At 61.5% G+C, this 21,874-nt stretch carries 16 protein-coding genes and 1 pseudogene; 11 read left to right on the top strand and 6 right to left on the bottom strand.

Features of this window, described 5'->3' with window-relative positions; genetic code table 11:
- The 4 genes and pseudogenes from GCT13_RS41840 to pdxR all read right to left on the bottom strand — a co-directional run.
- Nucleotides 1-106, bottom strand: a pseudogene (locus tag GCT13_RS41840) (peroxiredoxin-like family protein); the annotation flags it as partial.
- 383 nt (nucleotides 107-489) lie between these two features.
- Nucleotides 490-1,518 carry a hypothetical protein gene (locus tag GCT13_RS41835; protein ID WP_152767686.1) on the bottom strand — a complete coding sequence of 343 codons (1,029 nt, stop codon included), beginning with the start codon at nucleotides 1,516-1,518 and terminating at the stop codon, nucleotides 490-492.
- A 114-nt stretch (nucleotides 1,519-1,632) separates the two neighbouring features.
- The gene (locus GCT13_RS41830) at nucleotides 1,633-2,337 is read right to left on the bottom strand and encodes a glutathione binding-like protein (RefSeq protein ID WP_152767687.1); all 705 of its coding nucleotides are present in this window, start codon (nucleotides 2,335-2,337) and stop codon (nucleotides 1,633-1,635) included.
- A 225-nt stretch (nucleotides 2,338-2,562) separates the two neighbouring features.
- The gene (pdxR, locus tag GCT13_RS41825; protein ID WP_152767685.1) at nucleotides 2,563-3,987 is read right to left on the bottom strand and encodes a MocR-like pyridoxine biosynthesis transcription factor PdxR; all 1,425 of its coding nucleotides are present in this window, start codon (nucleotides 3,985-3,987) and stop codon (nucleotides 2,563-2,565) included.
- 97 nt (nucleotides 3,988-4,084) lie between these two features.
- On the opposite strand from pdxR, the gene GCT13_RS41820 reads away from it, so the two are divergent.
- Nucleotides 4,085-4,552, top strand: coding sequence for a pyridoxamine 5'-phosphate oxidase family protein (locus tag GCT13_RS41820; protein ID WP_227747288.1), 468 nt, complete (start codon nucleotides 4,085-4,087; stop codon nucleotides 4,550-4,552).
- Between the two features lie 383 nt (nucleotides 4,553-4,935).
- Here GCT13_RS41820 and GCT13_RS41815 read toward each other — a convergent pair whose 3' ends face one another.
- Both GCT13_RS41815 and GCT13_RS41810 read right to left on the bottom strand, forming a co-directional pair.
- A complete protein-coding gene (locus tag GCT13_RS41815; protein ID WP_152767683.1) occupies nucleotides 4,936-10,149 on the bottom strand; it encodes a trifunctional serine/threonine-protein kinase/ATP-binding protein/sensor histidine kinase in 5,214 nt (1,737 codons plus the stop codon).
- A gap of 187 nt (nucleotides 10,150-10,336) precedes the next feature.
- Nucleotides 10,337-10,996, bottom strand: a complete 660-nt coding sequence (locus tag GCT13_RS41810; protein ID WP_152767682.1) for a response regulator transcription factor — start codon at nucleotides 10,994-10,996, stop codon at nucleotides 10,337-10,339.
- A gap of 878 nt (nucleotides 10,997-11,874) precedes the next feature.
- Between GCT13_RS41810 and GCT13_RS41805 the strand changes: the two genes are divergently transcribed.
- The 10 genes from GCT13_RS41805 to GCT13_RS41760 all read left to right on the top strand — a co-directional run bounded on the left by GCT13_RS41805 (nucleotide 11,875) and on the right by GCT13_RS41760 (nucleotide 20,444).
- Nucleotides 11,875-12,510 (top strand): hydrolase, encoded by a 636-nt coding sequence (locus GCT13_RS41805; protein ID WP_152767681.1) that lies wholly within the window; start codon nucleotides 11,875-11,877, stop codon nucleotides 12,508-12,510.
- 110 nt (nucleotides 12,511-12,620) lie between these two features.
- Complete coding sequence (locus GCT13_RS41800) at nucleotides 12,621-14,501, top strand: amidohydrolase (protein WP_152767680.1); 1,881 nt, start codon at nucleotides 12,621-12,623, stop codon at nucleotides 14,499-14,501.
- A 14-nt stretch (nucleotides 14,502-14,515) separates the two neighbouring features.
- Nucleotides 14,516-14,923: a DoxX family protein gene (locus tag GCT13_RS41795; protein ID WP_152767679.1), complete on the top strand. Its 408-nt coding sequence runs from the start codon at nucleotides 14,516-14,518 to the stop codon at nucleotides 14,921-14,923.
- Nucleotides 14,924-15,136: 213 nt separating this feature from the next.
- Nucleotides 15,137-15,532 (top strand): BON domain-containing protein, encoded by a 396-nt coding sequence (locus tag GCT13_RS41790; protein WP_152767678.1) that lies wholly within the window; start codon nucleotides 15,137-15,139, stop codon nucleotides 15,530-15,532.
- A gap of 58 nt (nucleotides 15,533-15,590) precedes the next feature.
- Nucleotides 15,591-15,827 (top strand): DUF1427 family protein, encoded by a 237-nt coding sequence (locus GCT13_RS41785; RefSeq protein ID WP_152767677.1) that lies wholly within the window; start codon nucleotides 15,591-15,593, stop codon nucleotides 15,825-15,827.
- Entirely contained in the window at nucleotides 15,809-16,555 is a 747-nt protein-coding gene (locus tag GCT13_RS41780; protein ID WP_152767676.1) for a YoaK family protein, read from the top strand. Before GCT13_RS41785 ends, GCT13_RS41780 begins: the two co-directional genes overlap by 19 nt.
- 59 nt (nucleotides 16,556-16,614) lie before the next feature.
- The gene (locus GCT13_RS41775) at nucleotides 16,615-17,550 is read left to right on the top strand and encodes a glyoxalase (RefSeq protein WP_152767675.1); all 936 of its coding nucleotides are present in this window, start codon (nucleotides 16,615-16,617) and stop codon (nucleotides 17,548-17,550) included.
- Nucleotides 17,550-19,010, top strand: coding sequence for an alginate export family protein (locus GCT13_RS41770; protein WP_407670934.1), 1,461 nt, complete (start codon nucleotides 17,550-17,552; stop codon nucleotides 19,008-19,010). Before GCT13_RS41775 ends, GCT13_RS41770 begins: the two co-directional genes overlap by 1 nt.
- A 157-nt stretch (nucleotides 19,011-19,167) precedes the next feature.
- Nucleotides 19,168-19,497 (top strand): DUF3331 domain-containing protein, encoded by a 330-nt coding sequence (locus GCT13_RS41765; protein WP_227747287.1) that lies wholly within the window; start codon nucleotides 19,168-19,170, stop codon nucleotides 19,495-19,497.
- 569 nt (nucleotides 19,498-20,066) lie between these two features.
- Nucleotides 20,067-20,444 carry a response regulator gene (locus GCT13_RS41760; RefSeq protein ID WP_321574973.1) on the top strand — a complete coding sequence of 126 codons (378 nt, stop codon included), beginning with the start codon at nucleotides 20,067-20,069 and terminating at the stop codon, nucleotides 20,442-20,444.
- Nucleotides 20,445-21,874 lie beyond the last annotated feature (1,430 nt).

Here is a 21,874-nt window from a genome sequence, read left to right as displayed (position 1 = left end):
CCGTCGCGCGTTCCATGATCGGATGGATTTCGGGCGGTGCGTTGTACGGCGGCTTGCCCGCCTTGAAATCGGCCTTGAATGCGTCGAGCTTGTCCTGAAGCGACATGATGGGTCTCCCGTTCGTTACTCAGTGGTATCGGTTAAGGTCGGCGAGCCGTGGGCTCGTCCTGGGTCTCATCATCGGAGAACGAGCGTCGCGCCGGTAGATAGCTCGGGCGAATAACACCCATTCTTCGAAGGCATGGGCGCACGAGGTTCTGCCAATATCAGGAGCGTGATTCACCGGCCTATCAGCGTTTTGTGAAAGCGCTCAGACCGGCTTAAGGGTGCCGTGCCTGCCCAAAACATCCAGCGGCGACAAAGCGAGGGACGCCTCCAGGCGGCATGCCGTCCGACTGCGATCGGCGGCCGGTGGTCATCTATGAACGACCGGTCTTGAGGAATTCGAATGGGTGTACCCGATCCTGACTTCGTGGCGCGTACCGAGCGTCAGATCCGTACGCCAACCATACCAGCAACGATGACTGCCGCCCACAGCGATGTGACGCCAATCAACGTCCAGCTAATGGCATTGGCTCGAGGCATGGAAACGCCGTGCGCCAGCATGACCGTGCGCAGGCCGCAGACGATGTGACTGAGGATCAGCCATACGCCCAGAGCATAATGCGGGATCAGGCGCACATCCCAGGAATCGGCGATGAGACCGCCCGGCAGTCCGGTAGCCCATGCATAGTCCGTATCAGTGCCGAAGTATCGCGCGAGGACAAACACCGCGTTGATATGCGACGCGATGAATATCACCAGATAGGCACCCGATGCCGTTTGCAGCGTGCCAAGCAGATCCCGCTTCTCCCCCAGCTTGGGCAACAGCAACACAAGGCCGCTCACGATCTGGAACACGAAGAGCGCGATCAGGATCGGTTCGATCCATCCGGCGCGGTAGAGATGACGCAGGACCAGCATGACCGCCTTATGCGTGTCCGCGCCCAAAATGCCGACCGCGTGATTGCCAAGGTGCGGGAAGAGGAACACGAGAATGATCGCGGCTGATGCCACGCCATGCATCACTCGCACCGGCGCCAGGCGGCGCACGGCGGGTGCATGCTTATCGACGGCCGGGTTCGTCAGCAAGGCCAGCATGGCGGCGCAGAGCACGGCGGCCCAGATACCGAGCCACACCCTTGCGTCTGCGCCGTTAATTTTCATCAGATAGAGAAAGACTCCCACGATGACAAAAAGCGGCGGTGACGCAAACGTGAAATGCGCGAGACGCTGAAGAATGACATCGCGTGACGTTATCAGCGGTTGTCGCCCGAGCGAGTACAGGCTGACGAACGCGCTTGCCGGAACGGCGAGAACGACGGCGAGCGCCGCGAGAGCGGAAAGCGCATGATGCGCAGCGGCCGCGTCATAAAAGCGGGCGAGATACCAGGGATAGCCCAGCGCCAGGACTGCGGGGGTCAAGTGCCAATGGGCGTAAGTAGCCCGCGAGCTGGTTGCGGATACGACACGGGTCATGGTCGGAACTCCGTCTGCACTGGCGGGGCGCAAGACCAAAGCCATGCGTCGCCAAAGAGGTTTGCTGGTCGCCTGGTCTGCGCTTTGCACTGCGACCAGAATTGAAGGAGCGTTCTATACGCGGCTTGGAATATCGATACCCTTCACAACGGCAGGACGCTCAAGGAATGCGTTGAATGCGCGCATGACATGTGGAAAATCGGTGATACCGACCAGATCGCTCGCCTCGTAAAAGCCCACCAGATTGCGCACCCACGGGAAGGTAGCCATGTCGGCGATCGTGCACGCGTCCCCCATGATCCAGGCGCGCCCGGCGAGGCGCCCGTTGAGCACGTTGAGCAAGCGGCGCGATTCGGCGACATAGCGATCGCGCGGTCGCTTGTCCTCGTAGTCCTTGCCGGCGAATTTATTGAAGAATCCGATCTGACCGAACATCGGGCCGATGCCGCCCATCTGGAACATCAGCCATTGGATCGTTTCGTAGCGGCCTGCCGCGTCTTTCGGAATGAACTGCCCACTCTTGTCCGCCAGATACAGCAGAATTGCGCCCGATTCGAACAGGGCGAGCGGCCTGCCATCCGGGCCTGCTGGATCGAGAATCGCGGGAATCTTGTTGTTGGGGTTGAGCGAGAGAAACTCGGGCGACATCTGCTCATGGGTATCGAAACGCACCAGATGTGGTTCGTACAGTAGCCCGGTTTCCTCGAGCATGACCGAGACCTTGACGCCGTTCGGCGTCGGCAGTGAATAGAGCTGGATGTGTTCAGGGTGCTGTGCGCGCCATTTGCGTGTGATCGGGAAGGCGGAAAGATCGTTCATGGCTGGACTCCCTCGAAAGTGCAGTGGCGCGGCGACAATGACCGCCATGCGGCGCGGCCTCATCGCGAGCGGCGTCACCGCACATCGTGGGCCCTCTGGAAGGGCTATCGGTTATACCGTGTTGTCATCTTGCGGCACGATGGCCCACTGGCACAGAGCCATAAATCGCCTGTTTTTATAGGCCATAGCGCCGGAGAAATGCCCGGGATCAAATCGTGAGAACGCTCAGATGAGCTTCAGGATGCGCCTTCCGAGTTTTTCGGCGGTGCTTTCCGAGTCGATATTGGTGAAGCCGAGCAGCAAGGCCGGTTCTACCTGCTTGCCGATGCTCCAGTCGGTCAGCGCCTGCGCATACATGCCGTGACGCCGTAAACGCTCGGCGAGCAAGCGATCCGAGCCCCGGCCCCGCATGCGCAGTACCAGATGCATCCCTCCCGGCTGAGGATCGACCCGCATGTGCGCTCTCAGGGTTTGCTCCAGTCCCGTTGCCGTGACTTCCCTGCGCTCGGCGTATAGCTTTCGCATGCGCTGGATGTGACGGGCGAAATGACCTTCTGTCATAAATCCGGTGACTATGGCCTGCGTGAGTTCGGGCCCGCCGCCCGAGAAAATCTGGCTGATCCGTTCGAACCGTTCAACTTGCGCTTCAGGCACGACGAGGTACGCCAGCCGAATGCCGGGAAACAGAACCTTGCTGAACGTGCCTGCATAGAGCACGCGTCCGTCGCGATCCAGGCTCTTGAGAGCGGGCAGCGGACGGCTGACGTACCGGTATTCGCCGTCGTAATCGTCTTCGACAATCCACGCCTTGTTTTTCGACGCCCATTCAAGCAGTGCCAGGCGACGCGGCAGCGACAGCGACATGCAGCGAGGACTCTGATGCGCAGGTGTCACAACGGCGGCACGCGCACGTGGTGCAGTGGCAATGCCGTGCGCGACGATCAGTCCTTCCTCGTCGACAGGAACGGGAGTGAGCGCAATGCGTGCGTGTTGCAACAGCAATCGGGTGGGCGGGAAGCCAGGATCTTCGACCCAGACCCGATCCCCCGCTTCGAGGAGTGCGTGGACGACCAGCTCCAGCGTGTTGCGATATCCGGAGGTGACGAACACCTGTGACGGGGAGCAGTTGATCCCGCGCGCCACCTGAAGATAAGTGGCGATCGCACTGCGCAACGCCTCCAGACCATGTGCAGGTGGATAGACCATATCCGCCACTCGGGTGGCTCGTATGCAACGCGCCCCCAGGCGGGCCCAGATCTTTCGGGGAAAGGCGTCCAGCGCCGGCAGACCCATCTGCAGGGGCAGCATCGACACGGGGCGCATGTTCACCGCACCTGCAGGGTAAGCGGGTGGCCGGTCTGAAGCCGCCGGCGCCGGCATGCGCAGCTTCAGGTCAGGCGCGACGAAAGTGCCGGCCTGACCGCGAGGCTGGAAATATCCCTCCGCGATCAACGTCGAATAGGCCGTCTCAATGGTTCCTCTGGACAACCCCAGTTCCCTGGCCAGCGCGCGAGCCGACGGAATGCGGTCGCCTGGCGCCAAAAGACCGTCCGTCATTGCGTTGCGAAACCGGGCGTAGATCTGCCGGTAGAAGGGCTCTGCGGAAGTCGTGTCGAGTGGGGAAAGCGTGCCTGTTTGCGAGCGAATCATGGCCTGGTGAGTTTGCCGAATCTTGGCTCTACGCGATAAGCCATCGAATTCATAGTATAGGCTCCAGTGGCACTGTGCCGCTGTTACTTTGGAGCCTATGATGCCGATTCTTACCACCGACATGCTCGACGTCATCCAGCGCGCGATCCTTTCATTCGTCGCGACAGTCAACGAGGATGGATCGCCGAATCTTTCGCCGAAGGCGTCGCTTGTCGCGCGCAATGACACGCTGTTTTTCGCGGATATCGCCTCGCCTCAGACCGTCGAGAATCTCCGACGCAATCCGGCAATCTCGATCAACGTGGTCGATGTCTTCGCCCGGCGTGGGTATCGCTTCAACGGGGCGGCAAGTGTGCTGGCTGCCGGCGATCCTGCTCGGGCATCAGTCGCCGAGTGGGTCTGGCGAACAAACGGCTCAGACTATCCGGTGAATCATGTCGTGCGCATCGACGTGAGTGAGGCGCTGCCGTTGCTGTCACCCGCCTACCGCTTCGGAGGCGCGGCATCGGAAGACGCGCTTCGCGAAACGTATATGGCGAAATACGGTGTCCGGAAACGGGATTGAGGCGCGCCGTAGTAGCCCATTGGCGAAAATCTTTCGGATCACTGCTGTCGGCGCCCGACAATTGACCGGGATCGGTATCCATCGTGTATGCCGGATCTGCGCGGATGATGCACTCCTTTGAACTGCGTCGACGCGCGGATCTAGGCGCCAGTTCGGCGGGCCCCCATGGTTCAGGATTTTGCAAACACTATCGGCCCCATCTTGGAACACGTCGCTCGTCGGTCTGCTGCTGCAGTCTGTACCAGACAGCAGTCGGGCCACAACCGGTCATCCGCCAGCGCATTCGGCCGGACGCGGGAACGTCAGGTACGCCCCAGACAGCTGCCGTTCCGGGAAGCGAATCATAGCGCCGTGACGTCGCGCCCTGTACCGGTGTCAAGTTTTCACCGGACAATGGAAAAATCGGACACGGGCAGTCGGAATTCGAGTTCACACCCACCTGGGTTGTGGGGATGGACCTCCAATGATCCGCCATGCGCTTCGATGATGGATCGGCAAATGGCAAGGCCCATGCCCATGCCCGCCTGCTTGGTCGTGAAAAACGGATCGAAGACGCGGACCAGCATGTCGTCCGGAATCCCAGACCCATTATCCTGTACGCCCACCACAATTTCATGCTGCTGGTGCGACGAGGTCAGAATGAGTTCGCGACGCTCGGGGGGCGTTTGAGCCATCGCTTCAAGTGCGTTCGTGATCAGGTTGAGCACGACCTGTTGCAACTGTACGCGGTCTGCCTCTACCGTTGCAGTTCCTGCTTCGAGCCGTGTCGTGACTGTCACACGCTGCTCATCGATCTCCATGCGAAGCATGTTGAGCACGTCATGAATTACGTCGTCGGGTCTCAGCGGTGCCCGCAGTGAAGGCGTCTGTCTCGCGAGCGACCGGAGCGCCCGTATGATTTCTTCGGCCCGCTCGCTTGTCTGCTTGATGTGAGATAGCCCCGCCTGTACCTCGGTGAGATCAGGAGTCGGTCGGTTCAGCCAGCGCAGGCAGGCATTAACCGATGCGCCAATGGCGGTCAACGGCTGATTCACCTCATGGGCGATGGATGCCGCCAGGCTACCCATGACAGTAAGATGCGATGTTTGCGCGAGCTCGGCCCGCGCGGCGCGCAGACTCATTTCCGCGCTCACCCGGCGGTTGTTTTCGTTTATCAGCTCTTCGTACAGGCGCGCGGTCTCGAGCGAAATCGCGACCTGTGGCGCGAGCACAGCCAAGTCCGCGACTCTGCTGCTGTCGAACACACCGGGAGCGAGGTTGTTCTCCAGATAGAAGATTCCAATCAGCGCACCACCGCGCACGAGGGGCTGACAGAGCACGGAGCGCAGAGAGCCGCCGTGCCTCTCGTGGGTCAGGAGCGACGGGGCATCGACCATCGCGTCCGCCAGCACCAGGGTCGCCTGGGTTCGCACCACACTGTTGAGCACCGTGAGGGGCAGCGCCTGCTCGGTGGGCGCGACAGTGCCGATGGTCACGGCAACCTTGCCCTGAGAGACGCGCGCGGATGCTTCGATGGTCGGGCCTTCGTCGCGAATCAGCAAGAGAACCCCGTACTGCGCGCCGACGTGAACGATCACGTTTGTCATCAACGTTTCGATCAGCCGGTCCATGACCACTTCTCCGGACATCGCCTGCGCAGCATTGATGCCGAGCTCCCAGTTGATCGTTGCGCCGCTGCCGCTCTTCTCGGTAATGGACCGCGTGTTGTGCTGCATCGCGACGAGATCAGGATAGCGGATGGCCAACAGTCCTGCCTTGTGATCGGCGCCCCAGCGCCGGTAGCAGGCGTGCGCGGTGCGCAAATGCTGCCTGCCGGACGAATGCAGTCCAGTCGCTTCGCACATCATGCCGGCGAACTCGTGGGCGAGCGCCTGCTCATGAACAAATCCTGCTGCCGCAGCGGCGTCCGCCGATTGCTCGTAGGACAGCAGCGCCTCGAAATAATCACCGCGCAAACGCGCGAGTTCCGCATCGATCAGCAGCAGCTTGTTCCGGAACGTCAATGCGTTGAGCGCCGCCCATCGATCAAAGCGTTCGCGATGCGCAGACAAGACTGTCACTACGCTCTCCAGATCCGTCGCGGCGCTTTCCGAGTGCGACATTGCGAGCGCGATGAACAGGTGGCAATCGGCGACGTTGATGTGTGCAGGGGCGGACCATGTAAGTTCAGCGGCGTGCTGCAGGCTCGCTAGCGCATGCTCGAAATCCTGAAGGAATAGCGCTGCCATGCCGTCGTACAGCCAGATCCAGAAAAGCGTCGGTTGTGAATTGCTTTGAGCTATGCGCGTTGTGACGCTCGACGCTATGGCGGCGTGTTTGTCGCCGTGTTCGCCGTGTGGCGGGAGCGCATCGCCACTGCGCAGCCGGAGGGTGAAGTGCCGCTGCGAATAGAGGATCAGTTCGATATCCTGGTACTGGACCAGACGCGTCAGCTCCAGTCCTCGTTCGATTTCCTCCTCGACGAGTTGCAGGTGCTCTCCCATCACCAGCAGATCAGACGCAATGTGATTGCACGCGTAGCAGGCCATGCCGATGTCGCCTGATGCGCGGCCCAGCTTCCTGGCCTTTTGAGCATGGCCGAGCGCGTAAGAAAGTGGCCGCGTCCACGCGCTAACCTGGTCGAGGGCGACTAGCGTGGCAATCCGCTCACTTTCGTAACCGTGGCGATTTACGATGGTCAACGCGGCAAGCCCATAGGCGAGTCCGTCTTCATACTCGCCATAGAGGCTGGCGATGAAGACGCCGAACCACGACAACCCATATGGAGACTCAGCCGTGACGCCATGGTCGAGCGTCAATTCGACCATCTTCGCGACGTGCAGGAAGCTGATGCCGTCAGTCACGAATAGCGACGAGATGAGGGTCGACAGAAGGCCCATCACGGTCTGAATCCGATGGTCATCCGTTGCGGGCAACGTTCCAAGGCTTGCAATCGAACGACCCTGCAGCGCAGCCCGGACGGTGTCATAGCTGGCGCGCAACTGGGCTCGCGTGGGTCCGCGTTGCAAATTGACGTCGAGCAACGCGAGCCCCGAGAGCGCAGCCGTGATCGCACCTTCGTAGTCCGAGCGTACCGTCTGCAGGATGGCTTTCAGACGATGTACGGCAGCCTTGTCAATGGCAGGCAAGTGCCGCCTCAGCAGATCATCAATCTCGCTTGAGGCATTCGCGAGGTCAGCCTGCGCGAGCAGGCATTCGCAACGCGAAAGGGTGGCCGCATATGCGAGCGCGTAGTGCGACGACCACCATGACGGCTCCATCAGATCGAACGCGGCATTGATGTAGCTGGCCGCCTGGGCCAGTGCCGCGGCGCTCCTCGCACGCTTGCCTGCCACGATCTGCACACGGACGAACGCGACACGTTCATCTTCCGTCAGTGCATGGCCCGACGCCCGTTCGATCTGATTGCAGATCTCAAATGCGTGCTCGGCCAGCTGTTCGGGCCAATACTCGATCATGACCGATGCAATCCGCGCGTGGGTGCGCGGCCGAACTTCGGGGTCGATGATCGAGTAGGCCGACTCGAGCACCCGATCATGCTGAAAGGCGTAGCCGTCATGTTCGCGGATCAGTAGTCCAGCCTCGACGAACGGGCTCAACTGCTGCCTGATGGCGGGCACAACAGCTTGTGCGATGCGGGCCAGCAAACCCTCTTCGCACCGGATGCCGATGCAGGCCAGTTGCTGGAGCAGTTCTGAGCCCGCAGCGGGCAGGCGGGCGAAGCGTCGGAGCATCAGGTCAATCACGTTGTCCGAGTATCGCCAGCTGGTGACCTCCGTCTCGCTCCAGTGCCATCGGCTACTCTCTATGTCATACGACAGGATGCCGTCGTCGACCAGCGTTCTCAGCAACTGATAAGAGAAGAACGGGTTCCCGCCTGTCCTGGCGTAGATTGCACGCGCAAGCGTACTGATATGGCTCGACGATTCGCTCAGCGCTGAGCCGATGAGTTCACCAAGTTCACCAACGGCGAGCGGGCCGACCTGGATGTGTGTGACAGGAACCGTGCCGGAATGGCTTGCGTCAAGAAACGAGTCAAGCTGTTCAACCAGCTGTGCGCTCTGGTCGCGATACGCACCGAGCAGCAGGACGTTGTCCGGCGGCCGCGTGGCAAAGGCTTTCAGCAGCCCGATCGTCGACGCATCTGCCCATTGCAGGTCGTCGATGAAGACGACGAGAGGCTGACCGTCCTGTGCGAAGGCTGACAAGGTCCGCAGAATGGCGCGCTCTGCGCGCGCCTGAGCTTGGCCGGCCGGGACGTTAGACAACGGTATCGTGGCACCGATTATGTGCTCCACTTCGGGAACGAGTTCGGCGATGGCCTTTCCCTGACCCTCGAGCTGGCTGATCCAGCGCTCCCGTACCCGGGCAACCGATGGCTCGTCTTCACCGAGCAGCGTCATTGTCATCGACCGGATGGCCTGTGAAATCGACGCAAACGGTATATCGAGCTGTAGCTGATCGCTCTTGCCGCCAGCAAAGCGCAGGCCTTGCTGGCTGGCCTCGCGCGCGAGCCATTCGACGAGCGCTGACTTGCCCGTGCCCGCACCGCCCGCCAGTAACACGAGCTCCGACTTGCCGCGCGCGCTGACGCGCGCGAGCGCCGCGCCCAGCGTTTCCATCTCCCGTTTCCGGCCGAACAGCTGTCCGGATATGTTCAAGGCGGGCGCGAAGCCCTTGACATCGAGAGGAAACGGCGCGATGGCGGCATGCGTACTCCATTCGCGGCGGCAGCGCAGCAGATCGGACAGAACGGAGGCCGCCGAGGTATAGCGATCCTTCACGTCCTTGGCCATCAACTTCAGGATGATGTCGGCCAGAATCGCCGGAACGTCGGGGCGCCGCGTCTGCACGGGAGCCGGTTCGATGGCGACGTGAGCGTGTTGCCACGCGGCCGGCGATTCAGCTTCAAACGGCCTGGATGCCGTCAGCAGTTCATACAACGTGATTCCGAGCGAATAGAGATCAGCCTTGGCGCTCACGCGCGACGGGTCACGGCGTGCCATCTCTGGAGAGAGGTATGGCTGCGCCGTCGCAGCCGGCTGGCGCAGCACAGATGATTTCGCGTCGAACACGCTTGCGTGGCCGAATCCCGTCAGGCGCAGCGCTTCTTCTCCGTCGACGAGAAAATTCTGCGGGCGGATGTCGCCATGGAGCACGCCGTTCGCGTGAGCTTCGGCAACGGCCCGCGTTGCGCCAACCGCAAGTCCGAGGAACGCCGCGATCGGCATCGTGCCATTGACCAGTGTCGAAAGGACTGTCGACGTTCCGCTGCCGGGAAAGACCAGGAACATCTGCTCCGCGATCAAGACCGTTGCAACTGGGACTGCGGCCCAGGACGGCTGCAGGCGATCGGCCAGTTCTATCTCGCGCTGAAGCTGGTCGCATCCGCCCGTCGCGGCAAGGTATGCGCTGCGCGCGAACCACCAGGTTCGCGTAGCCGGGTCGAACACGCGGTGGAAGGTGACTCCGTCTGCACAATCTATTTTGACGCGTTCGGTGCGCGCGAGCCATACATGGTCAAAACGCAGTTCCGGCGCGCCGTGCTCCCGTTGAATAGAGACGCTTACGGCGGCGTGGGCGTTCGGTGTCGTCATTTGAGCGCTGTCCGCTGGTAGCTGATTCAGGATTCGCGCAGGGCCAACTCAAGTACCGGACCAGATGCTTAATGATAGGACCGGTCACGTAGGCCGCTACGCATATTGCACAGCCCTGTGTGCACGACGCCTTCTGGCTTGCAGTGAGCATGGCGCGCCGATCAGGGCCCGTGTCGACCGGGCGGGTTCAGTGACCGGTTTTTCGAATGCCAAGCTGCTGCGCCATGACCACAAGGTCCGCGAAGGTACGGGCCTTCATCTTGCGCATCGCCTGCTTTCGGTGGATCTTGACGGTCACTTCGCTGATGCCGATTTCGCCGCCGATCTGCTTGTTCAACAAACCCGCGACCACCAGTCCCATGACCTCCGATTCACGAGGCGTCAGCGTCAGATAGTTGGCATGGATCTCGTCGATCTTTTGCAGGTTCTGCCGGCGCACACGGTCCTTGTCCAACGCCGCTCTCACAGCGTCGAGCAGGTCCTGATCCCGGAACGGTTTGGGCATGAAGTCCTCGGCGCCGGCCTTCATCGCTGCGACGGTCATAGGGATGTCACCGAATCCTGTCATGAAAATGATCGGTATATGAATGTCCATTTTCCCGAGCTTTGCCTGTAGATCGAGTCCACTCGGACCGCGCAGCCGCACGTCGAGCAGCAGGCAACAAGGCACGTCCGGCAACCGGAACTCGAGCAGTTCCGCTGCCGACGCAAAGAGCGCCACGTGCACCCCGATCGAGCGAAGCAGGCTGCTCAAGCTCGTACGCACCGCCTCATCGTCGTCGACGACCAGCACCATTTCCTCCATGTGTCCGCCGGCGCCAGCGGGCCCAGGATCCTTGTGTGTCATCGTCTATTTCTCCAAAGTCCGCCTGCCAATAACGACACATCGGCAGAACTGTTGTTCGTCACGACCTGCGACATTGGGGATCCGAGCGCCGAATGCCCCGTTAGGTAAATGCCCTTGCTCGCGCTGAGAGGGAGCATGCGTCGCACGATCTTACTTCGTCATGTCCTGTCGGGTACTGTCAGGATTTCCTGATAATTCGGTAAGAAACGACCTCATCTCGCTTCCCATCGCATTCGTCTTCAGTCACCGGGGCAGCGCTCCTAGGATGTCGAACGCGCGTGCTGACCTGCTGGGGACGGGAAAACGCTCCCGGCTTCCAGGGCGTGGCCAATCCGATCGTGCCTGCACATGTTGTGTTCGCTTAAAACAGCGTAGTGACAGGCGCCCCCATCCCTGTTGCACGGTCGTCCCAGTCCGAACGGCAACGCGATGCCAAATTATGGATTAGTTGCCAGGCATCCGCGCTTTCCAGTGTGTGTAACGCATTCCCGACTGTCGCGCATAGTGACAACTGCCAAGGCGTCGAGAGCGCCGCTTCTTTGCCCGGCCACCCTGCACGGGGCCTCATCAGCAGGTGATACGAGCCGCGGCTAAGCACACTCAGGCAAGGATGCCTGGGACTCCGATACCGTCCCGGGGGATTATCCGACCCACACCAAGAGATCATGGAGACGAGCCAGACTCCGAAATAAGATCAGTGCCACGACGCTCCGATCAACCGCACGACGCCAACACCGGGTTCTGCGCGTTGCTGGGGATCTGCATCGGCTTACCCGATGCAACGTCGACCTGACTCATTCCGCTAACTGGGGGTCTTGCACGGCTGCCTTCACGCAACCGTGTCGATCCCTCGCATCCTCGAGAACTGGAGCTACTTCATGGCTTATGAACTGTTGACGCCCGACACGTGCGCGCTCGCGCTTATTGACCATCAGCCGCAGATGTTTTTCGGCACGCACTCGCATGAACGCACGACCGTCCTGCATAACGTGCAGATCCTCGCGAAGAGCGCAAAGCTCTTCAAGGTGCCGACCGTTCTGACGACGATCGCGTCCGAATCCTTCAGCGGCCATCTGCTGCCCGAAGTGCAGTCGGTGTTCCCGGAGCTCAAGCCGATCGACCGTACGTCGATGAACTCGTGGGAAGACAAGGGCTTCCGTGAAGCGATCAAGGCGACGGGCCGCAAGAAGATCGTGATCGCCGGCCTGTGGACGGAGGTGTGCGTTGCGTTTCCGACCGTGCAGATGCAGGCCGAAGGCTTCGAAATCTATGTGCCGACCGACGCATGCGGCGACATCACGGAAGAAGCGCATGAGCGCGCCGTGCAGCGCATCGTGCAGGCCGGCGCGGTGCCGATGACGTCGCTGCAGTTCATGTGCGAACTGCAACGCGACTGGGCGCGCGGCGAAACGTACGAAGGCTGCATGGACATCTTCAAGGCGCACAGCGCATACGGCATCGGCGTGCGCTACGCGAAGCAGATTCTCGGCGAGCACGCGAGCGAAGCGGGCTGAGCGGGCTGATCGCCCCACGTATTCCCTGTTGTGCCTCACGCGCGGCGCCGCTGTCGCCGCGCGTGGGAGACGTTCGACCCCAGCCTGACCACGTTTGACGGAGAGCGACGATGACCGCAACCATTCAGCCCGCCCGCATTGCGGACCTGGTGATCTACAACGGCAAGATAGCGACGCAGGACGACAAGCGCTCGTTCGTGACGGCGCTCGCCGTGTCCAAAGGCAAGATCATCGCGAGCGGCAACGATCACGACATGATGCAATGGGCGAACAATGCCACACGCCGCATCGACCTGAAAGGCCGCACGGTCATTCCCGGCCTCAACGACTCGCACCTTCACGTGATTCGCGGTGGCCTCAACTTCAACCTCGAACTGCGCTGGGACGGCGTGCCGTCGCTGCACGACGCGCTCGAGATGCTGCGCGCGCAGGTCGCGCGCACGCCGGCGCCGCAATGGGTGCGCGTGGTCGGCGGATGGAACGAATTCCAGTTCGCGGAAAAGCGCGGCCCGACGCTCGAAGAGATCAACGCGATCGCGCCCGACACGCCCGTCTTCATCCTGCATCTTTACGACAGCGCGCTGCTGAACGCTGCGGCGCTGCGCGCCGTCGGTTACGACCGCGACACGCCGAATCCGCCGGGCGGCGAGATCCAGCGCGACCGCCGCGGCAACCCGACGGGCATGCTCATCGCGCGCCCGAACGCCGGCCTGCTGTATGCGACGCTCGCGAAAGGCCCGAAACTGCCGTTCGACGACCAGCTGAATTCGTCGCGTCAGTTCATGCGCGAACTCAATCGGCTCGGCGTGACGAGCGCGATCGACGCGGGCGGTGGCTATCAGGCCTATCCCGACGACTACGCTGTCATCATGGAACTCGCGAAGCGCGACGAACTCACGGTGCGTATCGCGTACAACCTGTTCACGCAGAACGCGAAGAAGGAAATCGAAGACTTCGCGAAGTGGGTCAAGGTCACGAAGCCCGGCGACGGGGACGACTTCCTCAAGGTGAACGGCGCGGGCGAAATGCTCGTGTTCTCCGCAGCGGACTTTGAAGACTTTCTCGAGCCGCGCCCCGATCTGCCGGAGGCGATGGAAAGCGAACTCGAGGCGGTCGTACGCCTGCTCGTGCAGAACCGCTGGCCGTTCCGTCTGCACGCCACTTACGACGAATCCATCGAGCGCTTTCTCAACGTATTTGAGCGCGTCAACGCCGACACACCGTTCGACGGCCTGCACTGGTTTTTCGACCACTGCGAAACCATTTCCCAACGCAATATCGAGCGCATTGCGGCGCTTGGCGGCGGCATCGCGGTTCAACACCGGATGGCGTATCAGGGCGAATACTTCATTGCGCGTTATGGCGCGGAAGCGGCAGCGCGCACACCGCCCGTGCGGCAGATGCTCGCGGCGGGACTGCCCGTCGGTGCGGGTACGGACGCGACGCGCGTCGCGAGCTTCAATCCGTTCGTGTCGCTGTACTGGCTCGTGTCGGGACGCACGGTGGGTGGCACACCGATGTATGCCGCTCAGGACCGGCTCGACCGCATGGAGGCGCTGCGCCGTTACACCGTCGGCAGCGCATGGTTCTCGAACGACGAGACGCGCAAGGGCGCGCTGGTTCCGGGTCAACTCGCCGATTTCGCCGTGCTGTCCGATGACTTCTTCACGGTCGACGAAGAAGCGATCAGGCATCTGACGTCGGTGCTGACCGTGGTGAACGGCCGCGTCGTCTACGCCGTCGACGAGTTCGAAACGTTTGGTCCGCCGGCGCTGCCCGTCAGCCCGACGTGGTCGCCCGTTGCCGAGTTCGGCGGCTATGCGCGCTATCGTCCGGCGGCGGCGCCGCTTGCGCAGTCGTGCAACGACGCATGCGTCAACCTGTGCGGCGTGCATCGTCATGCGCATGCATGGGCGTGGCGCAGCAACGTCCCCGCCAGCGACGCGAACTCGTTCTGGGGCGCGCTCGGTTGCAGCTGCTTTGCGTTCTGAGGCTAAAGCACGCGATGAACCGCTTCTCCGCCACCGACCTTGCGCTGCTGTTTCTGCGCGTCACAGCGAGCGCGCTCGTGCTGTTCGTGCATGGACTGCCGAAGGTACTCCATTACGCGAGTCAACTCGACGCCATCGAAGACCCGTTGCACCTCGGCAAGACGCTGACGCTCGGCTTTGCAATCTTCGCCGAAGTGGTCTGTCCGCTGCTGATGATCGCGGGCATCGCGACGCGGCTTGCCGCGTTGCCGATCATGCTGGTCAGCGCGATCGCGCTAGGCCTCGTGCATCGCGAATGGACGCTCGGCCAGGGGCAGTTCGCCTGGATGCTGCTGATCATGTTCGGGACTATCGCACTCGGTGGCGCGGGACGCTACCGGATCGCACTGCCCCCGCATGCCTCTCGTCAACGGCAAACCTAGAGAACAGTGTGATCTATCACTGTGTGGAGAGAACCGCATGAACTGCTATATGACATCCGACTGCACCCGGCTCGAGCATCGGCGCCATCTACTTTGTACCGCAGTGTCGAACCGGGGTTTTGCCGCCTGAACTTCCGCGGGCTGATTCTCGGCGCGCCGTAGAAAGACTTAGTGGCCACACAGCCACGCCATTCGATTGAACAAGAGGAAACCATGAAGTTGAAGTTCGTGACCGCGCTGTTGGCGTTGTCTGTCGTGACGGGCCGCGCAGCGGCTGCGGACGCCGCAACGTCATATTCCCCGCCTGTCGAAACGCATGCCGCGCACGCTTCATCCGGGGCCGCGCAGGCGAAGGCCGCGCTCAAGGCGCAGCGCAGATCGATGAAGACTGCCGACCGCGAGCTGGCGTCGGACGTGCGCAAGGCGTTGTCCCGGTCGGGAGACGTGAGCATGTCGCATATGTCCGTGCTGGTCAACTCGGGTGCCGTGACGCTGGCGGGCTCGGTCCCGGAGGCGAGCCAGATCGAACGCGCGCAGCAGCGCGCGCAGAACGTCAGCGGCGTGACAGGCGTCACGAGCCGTCTGACGATCGAAACAGCGGGACGTTGAACGTGCCGTACATGTCAAGGCGCCCGTCGATCGACGATGCGGCGCGTGAGGAGCAGCCATGCCATATCTGATTTCGTTGGGCGCGGGCCTCGTGGTGGGCCTGTTGTATTACCTCGTGCGCGTTCAATCGCCAGCGCCACCACTGATTGCACTCGCGGGCCTGCTCGGGATGGTGATCGGCGAGCATGCGATTCCGTTCGTGCAGGCCCAGATCCGCACGCCTGAGGCGCAAATCGAGAGCGCGGCGACCGTTGCCAGCACCAAGCCGAGCGTGTCATGCAGCAAGGACCAGTAAGCGCGGACGCGCGGCTCGCCGCGCCTTTGCTCGATCATGTGCTGGGCGAGGATGCGTGGCTGGCGACGATTGCAGGCTATGTGGATACGCTCGGCTTCGTCGCGCTGTTCGGTCTTTTCACCGCACACGTAACAGGCAACTTCATCCTCATCGGTTCGGCGTTCGCGGGCGCGGGAACGGGGTTGGTGCTCAAGTGGCTCGCGTTTCCCGCTTTCGTCGCGGGCATCGTGTTCGCCCGTGTGCTGGACAACCGGCTGCTGTCGCGCGGACATGGCATGCGCGCCTGCGCGTTGTACGCGCTACAGGCCGTGTTGCTCGCCGCCTTCATGACGGCAGGCGTGCTGGCCGCGCCCATCACTCATGCCGACGCGCCGATGACGATCGCCTGTGGCCTGCTCGGCGCGGCGGCAATGGGCGTGCAGAACGCGCATGGCCGTCTGACGGCCCGTTCGGTCATCCCAAATACGGTCATGACGGGCAACGTCACACAGGCCGTGATCGATGCATTCGATCTGCTGTTTTCAAACACGGATCAAAAGACGCGGCACGCGGCGCGCAGCCGGCTGTTGCGCACGCTGCCACCTGTCGGCGGATTTGCAGTGGGTGCGGGCGCCGGGGCGGCGGGCTATCTGTTCGCGTCGTTCTGGGCGCTGCTGCTGCCGCTCGCCGCGCTGTGCATGCTCGCCGCGCTGTCGCGCACGACAGGCGCGACGCGACTGGGAACCTGATTGCGCCGCGATTCGCAAGTTTTATCGCGGCGGCATCCATCACCAGCAAGGAGTGTTTTATGACTACCGTCAAGATGTATCGCATGTTGCGTGTCGCTGTCGTGTCGATGGCGGCGCTCGGTGTGGCCCTGATCGGCACGCCCTCGTTCGCCGAAGCCGACCACCAGAATGCGGGCAAAATCAGCCCGGTCGTGTCAGTCGGTCCGCAGTACGACACCACGCACGTCTATGTCGCAAGCCAGGACATCGACGCATTCGTCGACAGCTTTGTCGGGACGTTCGGCGGCAAGGCTTCGCAGCGCGCCGTCTTCACCGTGACGCCGACGCCGAGCAAAACCGCGTCGCAATACATACAGACGCCGGTTGGCATGTTATCGGTGTTCGCGTTCCAGACGCCGATTCCGTATCCGTTCGGCGATGAGCGCACGGGCTATCTCGTGACCGACATCGACAAGGCCGTGCGCGCGGCGCGTGCAGCGGGCGCGGACGTGATCGTCGATACGTTCGACGATCCGATCGGCAAGGACGCGATCATCCAGTGGCCGGGCGGCCTCAACATGCAGCTGTACTGGCACACGAATGCGCCTTCATATGGGCCGCTCGAAACGGTGCCGGACAATCGCATCTACGTATCGCCACAGTCCGCGGACAACTTCATCAAGCGGTTCGTGCGCTTCTCGCATGGCAAGGTCATGTCGGATGACCGTCATGCGGATGCAGGCGAGATCGGCCGTCCGGGCGAAACGATCCGCCGTGTGCGTGTCACATCCGGGTTCGGCAACATGCTCGTGTTTGTCACCGACGGCAAGCTGCCGTATCCGTTTGGCCGAGAGATGACGGGCTATCAGGTCGCCGATCTCGACGCGACGCTCGCGAAGACGCAGGGCGTCGGCGTGAAGGTGTTGTCGCCCGCGAACCGCACGGTCGAGGGACGCACGGCAATGGTCGAGTTCCCCGGCGGCTATGTCGCCGAAATTCACGAACTGTCGAAGTGATGGGGCGTTCGTCGATGAAGCGTGCAATGTCGATGGCGGCCACATTCGCCGCACTGGCCATGTGCGGGTTAGCTGACAGTGCGAAGGTGTTGGCTGCCGAAAGCGCGGCGGATACGGGCGCGGGCGCTGCGCCCGCATGCACGGCGAAGCGGCCGTCGGCGCTCTCGTTCAACCGCTGGCAGGAAGACTGGTCCGTGCTGGCGAATCCATGCGTGCAGCACAAACCGTTCGATGCGCTCAAATACATCCCGCTTGGCAACGATCCGTCGACGTATCTGTCGCTGGGCGCGAACCTGCGTGAGCGCTTCGAACTGAACAACACGCCGCTGTTTGGGCTCGGTAGCACGCGGCCTGACAGCTATGTGATCCAGCGTGCTGAAGTGCATGCCGATGCGCGCATCGGTCAGCACGTGCAGGCGTTTTTTCAGCTCGAAGACGCGCGACCCTTCGGCAAGAACATGGTGACGCCCGTCGACAAGAATCAGCTCGACATCGAGCAGGCATTTGTCGCGTTTGTCGATGAGGTGGGCGGCGGTACATTCAAGGCACGGGTGGGGCGTCAGGAGATGGCGTTCGACTTGCAACGGTTCGTGTCGGTACGCGATGGCCCTAACGTGCGCCAGGCGTTCGACGCGGTATGGGCTGATTATGAAATCGACAAGTGGCGCTTCATCGGCTATCTGTCGCAGCCGGTGCAGTACCGCGACGTCACCGCATTTGACGACGTGTCGAACCGGCATCTCACGTTCAGTGGCGTGCGCGTCGAGCGCGCCCATACGGGACCGGGCGATCTGTCGGCATACTGGTCGCGCTACAACCGTGACAACGCGCATTTTCTCGATGCGACGGGCACCGAGCACCGCGACGTCTTCGATGTGCGTTACGCCGGCAAACTTGCGCCGTTCGACTGGGACGCGGAATCGATGCTGCAGACGGGCCATGTCGGCAAGAGCACGATCGGTGCGTGGGCGTTCGGGGTGCTGGGCGGCTACACGTTCGCCTCGGTGGCAGGCTCGCCGCGTGTCGGCTTGCAGGTCGATGGCGCATCGGGCGACCGGCATCCTGGCGATGGGCGCGTCGAGACCTTCAATCCGCTCTTTCCGAACGGGTACTACTTCACGCTGGCGGGATACACGGGCTATAGCAATCTGTTCCACGTCAAGCCGTCGATCACGTTCAAGGTGACGCCCAAGGTCACGCTACTCACGGCGCTGGGTTTCCAGTGGCGCGCGACGACGGCGGACGCAATCTACGGACAAGGAATGGCCGTGGTGCCGGGCACTGCGGGGAAGGGCACACGCTGGACAGGGATGTATGCGCAGATTCGCGCCGATTATCTCGTGAGTCCGAATGTTGCGCTTGCGCTCGAGGCGGTGCACTTCCAGGTGGGTGACTCGATCCGCCCGCTCGGCGCGCGCAATGCTGATTACGTGGGCGTTGAGGCCAAATTCGGCTGGTGATTACGGTTCAGTTCGGTCGAGTTCGACGTCGCAAAGCACATCCGTGGAGTGAGATATGGCTTCTCGACTTGACGACGATATAGTCCAACGCGCGCTGATAGCGCTTTTGGTACCCGAATCGTTAAAGCCGGACCAACCGGCGACCGAATACGTCCGAATGAAGAAACTTCGCCGACGCAAACGCGCGGCGATCAGATCATTCGAGCCGTTAATCGCGGAAGCGCGCCCGGCTCATGTTTCGATTGTCGCGCAACTTTCCTCGCAAACCCTGAGTGTTTACTGGAGCGACCCGCAGTCCGGCCACTACGCGGACCAGGTATGGCGGTTAGGCATCGCACATCGACCGTCCAATTGTGTATTGACCGGCATGCCCATTCACCTCGGCGACACTGTGTTTCGGCCGCATGCTTCCGAGACACGCGTGCCCGTCAACCGTCATCGCATGATACTGGCGGCGGCGGTTCGCCCACTGGACGAGGTTTCTTGACGGGTACAATCTGGATGGTTCGATCCGGGCGGTTCCGCGGCCGAGGTAAGCGCTGCGGCCAGTATGCCGACCGAACCTGGCGGGCTGCTCCCGCGCGTACGCACTGCCTCATCGTCGTCGCCGATCAGAACCATTTCATCTTTGTGCCCGCCGCGAACAGCCGTGTCACCGTCTAACTCTTCAGGGGGTCACGGCGTGCTGCAATCTGGTTACGGACGTCGGTCAAACAACATCGGATGCGACTACAGCGCCTTGCATGTACGTACCTTACAAAAAAACAATATCCGGTTGGGTTCGTTCGCTGCGGGGTCCGTGCTTCGATACCACAACCAAGGTCTTGTGAAACATAACACTTTCGTCGTAGTTTCTACCACGGGGCTGCCGGGCCGTGCAGCGCCGTCAACTCGGCATGGGGAATTCACAACACTGCGATTTAAGTGCGGCTGGCACGTGCAAAGCCAGTTTTGCAATACCAACGTATGATTTAGCCAAGCTGTGGCTGACAGTATGCTGACGATACACGGCTGCTGATTTGCTCAATAAATGCCGGCAATATCGGAGGACTTCGTGTGACTACCGTTCCCGTCGTCGCGATCGTAGACGACGACGTTTCCGTCAGGGAGGCCATCGGACTACTGGTACGTTCCTTTGACTTTGCAGTCGAGCTGTACGGAAGCGGGCGGGATCTGCTAAGCGATACGGCGCTCGACCGGATCGCCTGCATCATCACGGACATCCACATGCCGGTAATGAACGGCTTTGTGTTAAGTGATGCGTTGCGGGCGCGGGGCTTCAATATGCCTATCATCTTCATGACCGCGTTCGCAGGTGAAGGGTACGAAGAGCGTGCACGCGAATCGGGCGCTGCCTGTTTCCTGAACAAACCCTTTAAAGACACTGATATCCTGCGGTGCCTCCAGAACACGCTCAAGCTTCCGCCAGATTGATGCTGCAAAGCCGTGGGAACATCGATGCAACAGCTACGGGTCAGATATGGATACCGGGCAATCCGCACGACGGCCATACGCTAATCGCAGTTTCCATATCGCTCCCCGACGGTACAACCATCACTGCGGATTGAGGGCAGGGATTCCCGTAAGATCGAGTTCATTGGTTTTTCTATTATCCGTTCTCCATAACTTCTCCGTAATCCGTGGACGATGGGAGTAGTACGTCGAACTGACATCTTTCTCGGGTGCGTCCGGGTGGATCAACGAGCATTTATCTGTCCGCTGCACCGCTCCGGTCGTTTGACACGCTTTTGCAGGTCGCGGCCAGCTTCATCGGCGTTTTCTGACGGGCTATCGAGGGTGATCTTGGAGGTCCAACTTTTCGGGACGCGGGTCGCGGTTGTAACGATCCTTGAATTCGGTCACAGCCCTGTGGATCTTTTCATGGCCTTTCGCGAAAAGGCGCTGGAGATTACGAGGGCGAAGGTCGCTTCAGGGTCGTTCAGGGACCGCCGCATTCGGCGCGAGTCGGCCACAAGGACGCATTCGCTGGCAGTGAGCGCTGACGTTCGCCGCCGATGTGCGAATGTCGGCAAAGCGACTCATTGCCGCCTAACGGATGCGATAACTGAAGGTCAGGTATGCCAGTCAGCCGCCATGGCCTGTCTCGCAGAGGGCAGGGGACCGACGGCGGGCTTTTGACATGACATGACGGACAGACAACAGACATGACAGACAGCAACGTAACAGGCATGCGTTGGGCCGCTTGCGCCCGATGAACGCGGCCAGCTCCAATGTCCCACCGGCAGGGCGTCCGCGGCTTCATCACCGATGGCGGTGCAAATTCGTGAGTGACTGTGACAACCGTTTCCCGTCCCACCGGGGCCTCGTGCAATCCGGCGCCAATCCAGACGGCCTGGCGCTCACGACGGATCGATCGACGCCGCCAATGACTTACAACAAGACTGCCTGCTGCAGAAGTTCCAGGGCTTTCAATTCGTCCAGTCGTCCCGTGCGCGCCTTACCCGCCAGCGTCTTGATCAACGCTTCTGCTATCGGTGCAATACCGTGGAGATTGTCCAGGCTGGCGTAGACAGTATTAAAAGTGACTCCGTTGCGCTAATAATTCTGTCATCCATTGAAAGGCTTAGATCAAGAGATAAATACTCCTCTCTCAGGCTTGCCCTGCTTAGCTGAAACGGCTTCAGCCCTCCACCGCATCGACGCATATGAGCATGCATCCGGTTTTTCGCTCGCCTGGTTGCAGAGCTGATCTGCACCAGTCATCCATCGGGATCAAGGCGAGGGCCGGTGTGCTGGCTTTCGCCCGTGGCTCTGGTAGAGCCCCAGAAAACCATCGGTACCAGACCGGTGTCCATGGGAGTATTCACCAATGATCGGCTTGCTGCGTCAGCAGTGCCAGGCTC

It is taken from the genome of Paraburkholderia franconis, from assembly GCF_009362735.1.
Lineage (GTDB): Bacteria > Pseudomonadota > Gammaproteobacteria > Burkholderiales > Burkholderiaceae > Paraburkholderia > Paraburkholderia franconis.
This window is presented reverse-complemented; position numbering and strand designations above follow the sequence as displayed.

Bases quoted from the DNA above. Each gene is read 5' to 3' on its own strand.
- GCT13_RS41795 (WP_152767679.1), top strand. From the start codon at position 14,516: ATGAACCGCTTCTCCGCCACCGACCTTGCGCTGCTGTTTCTGCGCGTC.
- GCT13_RS41775 (WP_152767675.1), top strand. From the start codon at position 16,615: ATGACTACCGTCAAGATGTATCGCATGTTGCGTGTCGCTGTCGTGTCG.
- GCT13_RS41765 (WP_227747287.1), top strand. From the start codon at position 19,168: ATGAAGAAACTTCGCCGACGCAAACGCGCGGCGATCAGATCATTCGAG.
- GCT13_RS41805 (WP_152767681.1), top strand. From the start codon at position 11,875: ATGGCTTATGAACTGTTGACGCCCGACACGTGCGCGCTCGCGCTTATT.
- GCT13_RS41770 (WP_407670934.1), top strand. From the start codon at position 17,550: ATGGGGCGTTCGTCGATGAAGCGTGCAATGTCGATGGCGGCCACATTC.
- GCT13_RS41785 (WP_152767677.1), top strand. From the start codon at position 15,591: ATGCCATATCTGATTTCGTTGGGCGCGGGCCTCGTGGTGGGCCTGTTG.
- GCT13_RS41820 (WP_227747288.1), top strand. From the start codon at position 4,085: ATGATGCCGATTCTTACCACCGACATGCTCGACGTCATCCAGCGCGCG.
- GCT13_RS41830 (WP_152767687.1), bottom strand. From the start codon at position 2,337: ATGAACGATCTTTCCGCCTTCCCGATCACACGCAAATGGCGCGCACAG.
- pdxR (WP_152767685.1), bottom strand. From the start codon at position 3,987: ATGATTCGCTCGCAAACAGGCACGCTTTCCCCACTCGACACGACTTCC.
- GCT13_RS41780 (WP_152767676.1), top strand. From the start codon at position 15,809: ATGCAGCAAGGACCAGTAAGCGCGGACGCGCGGCTCGCCGCGCCTTTG.
- GCT13_RS41835 (WP_152767686.1), bottom strand. From the start codon at position 1,518: ATGACCCGTGTCGTATCCGCAACCAGCTCGCGGGCTACTTACGCCCAT.
- GCT13_RS41815 (WP_152767683.1), bottom strand. From the start codon at position 10,149: ATGACGACACCGAACGCCCACGCCGCCGTAAGCGTCTCTATTCAACGG.
- GCT13_RS41810 (WP_152767682.1), bottom strand. From the start codon at position 10,996: ATGACACACAAGGATCCTGGGCCCGCTGGCGCCGGCGGACACATGGAG.
- GCT13_RS41800 (WP_152767680.1), top strand. From the start codon at position 12,621: ATGACCGCAACCATTCAGCCCGCCCGCATTGCGGACCTGGTGATCTAC.
- GCT13_RS41790 (WP_152767678.1), top strand. From the start codon at position 15,137: ATGAAGTTGAAGTTCGTGACCGCGCTGTTGGCGTTGTCTGTCGTGACG.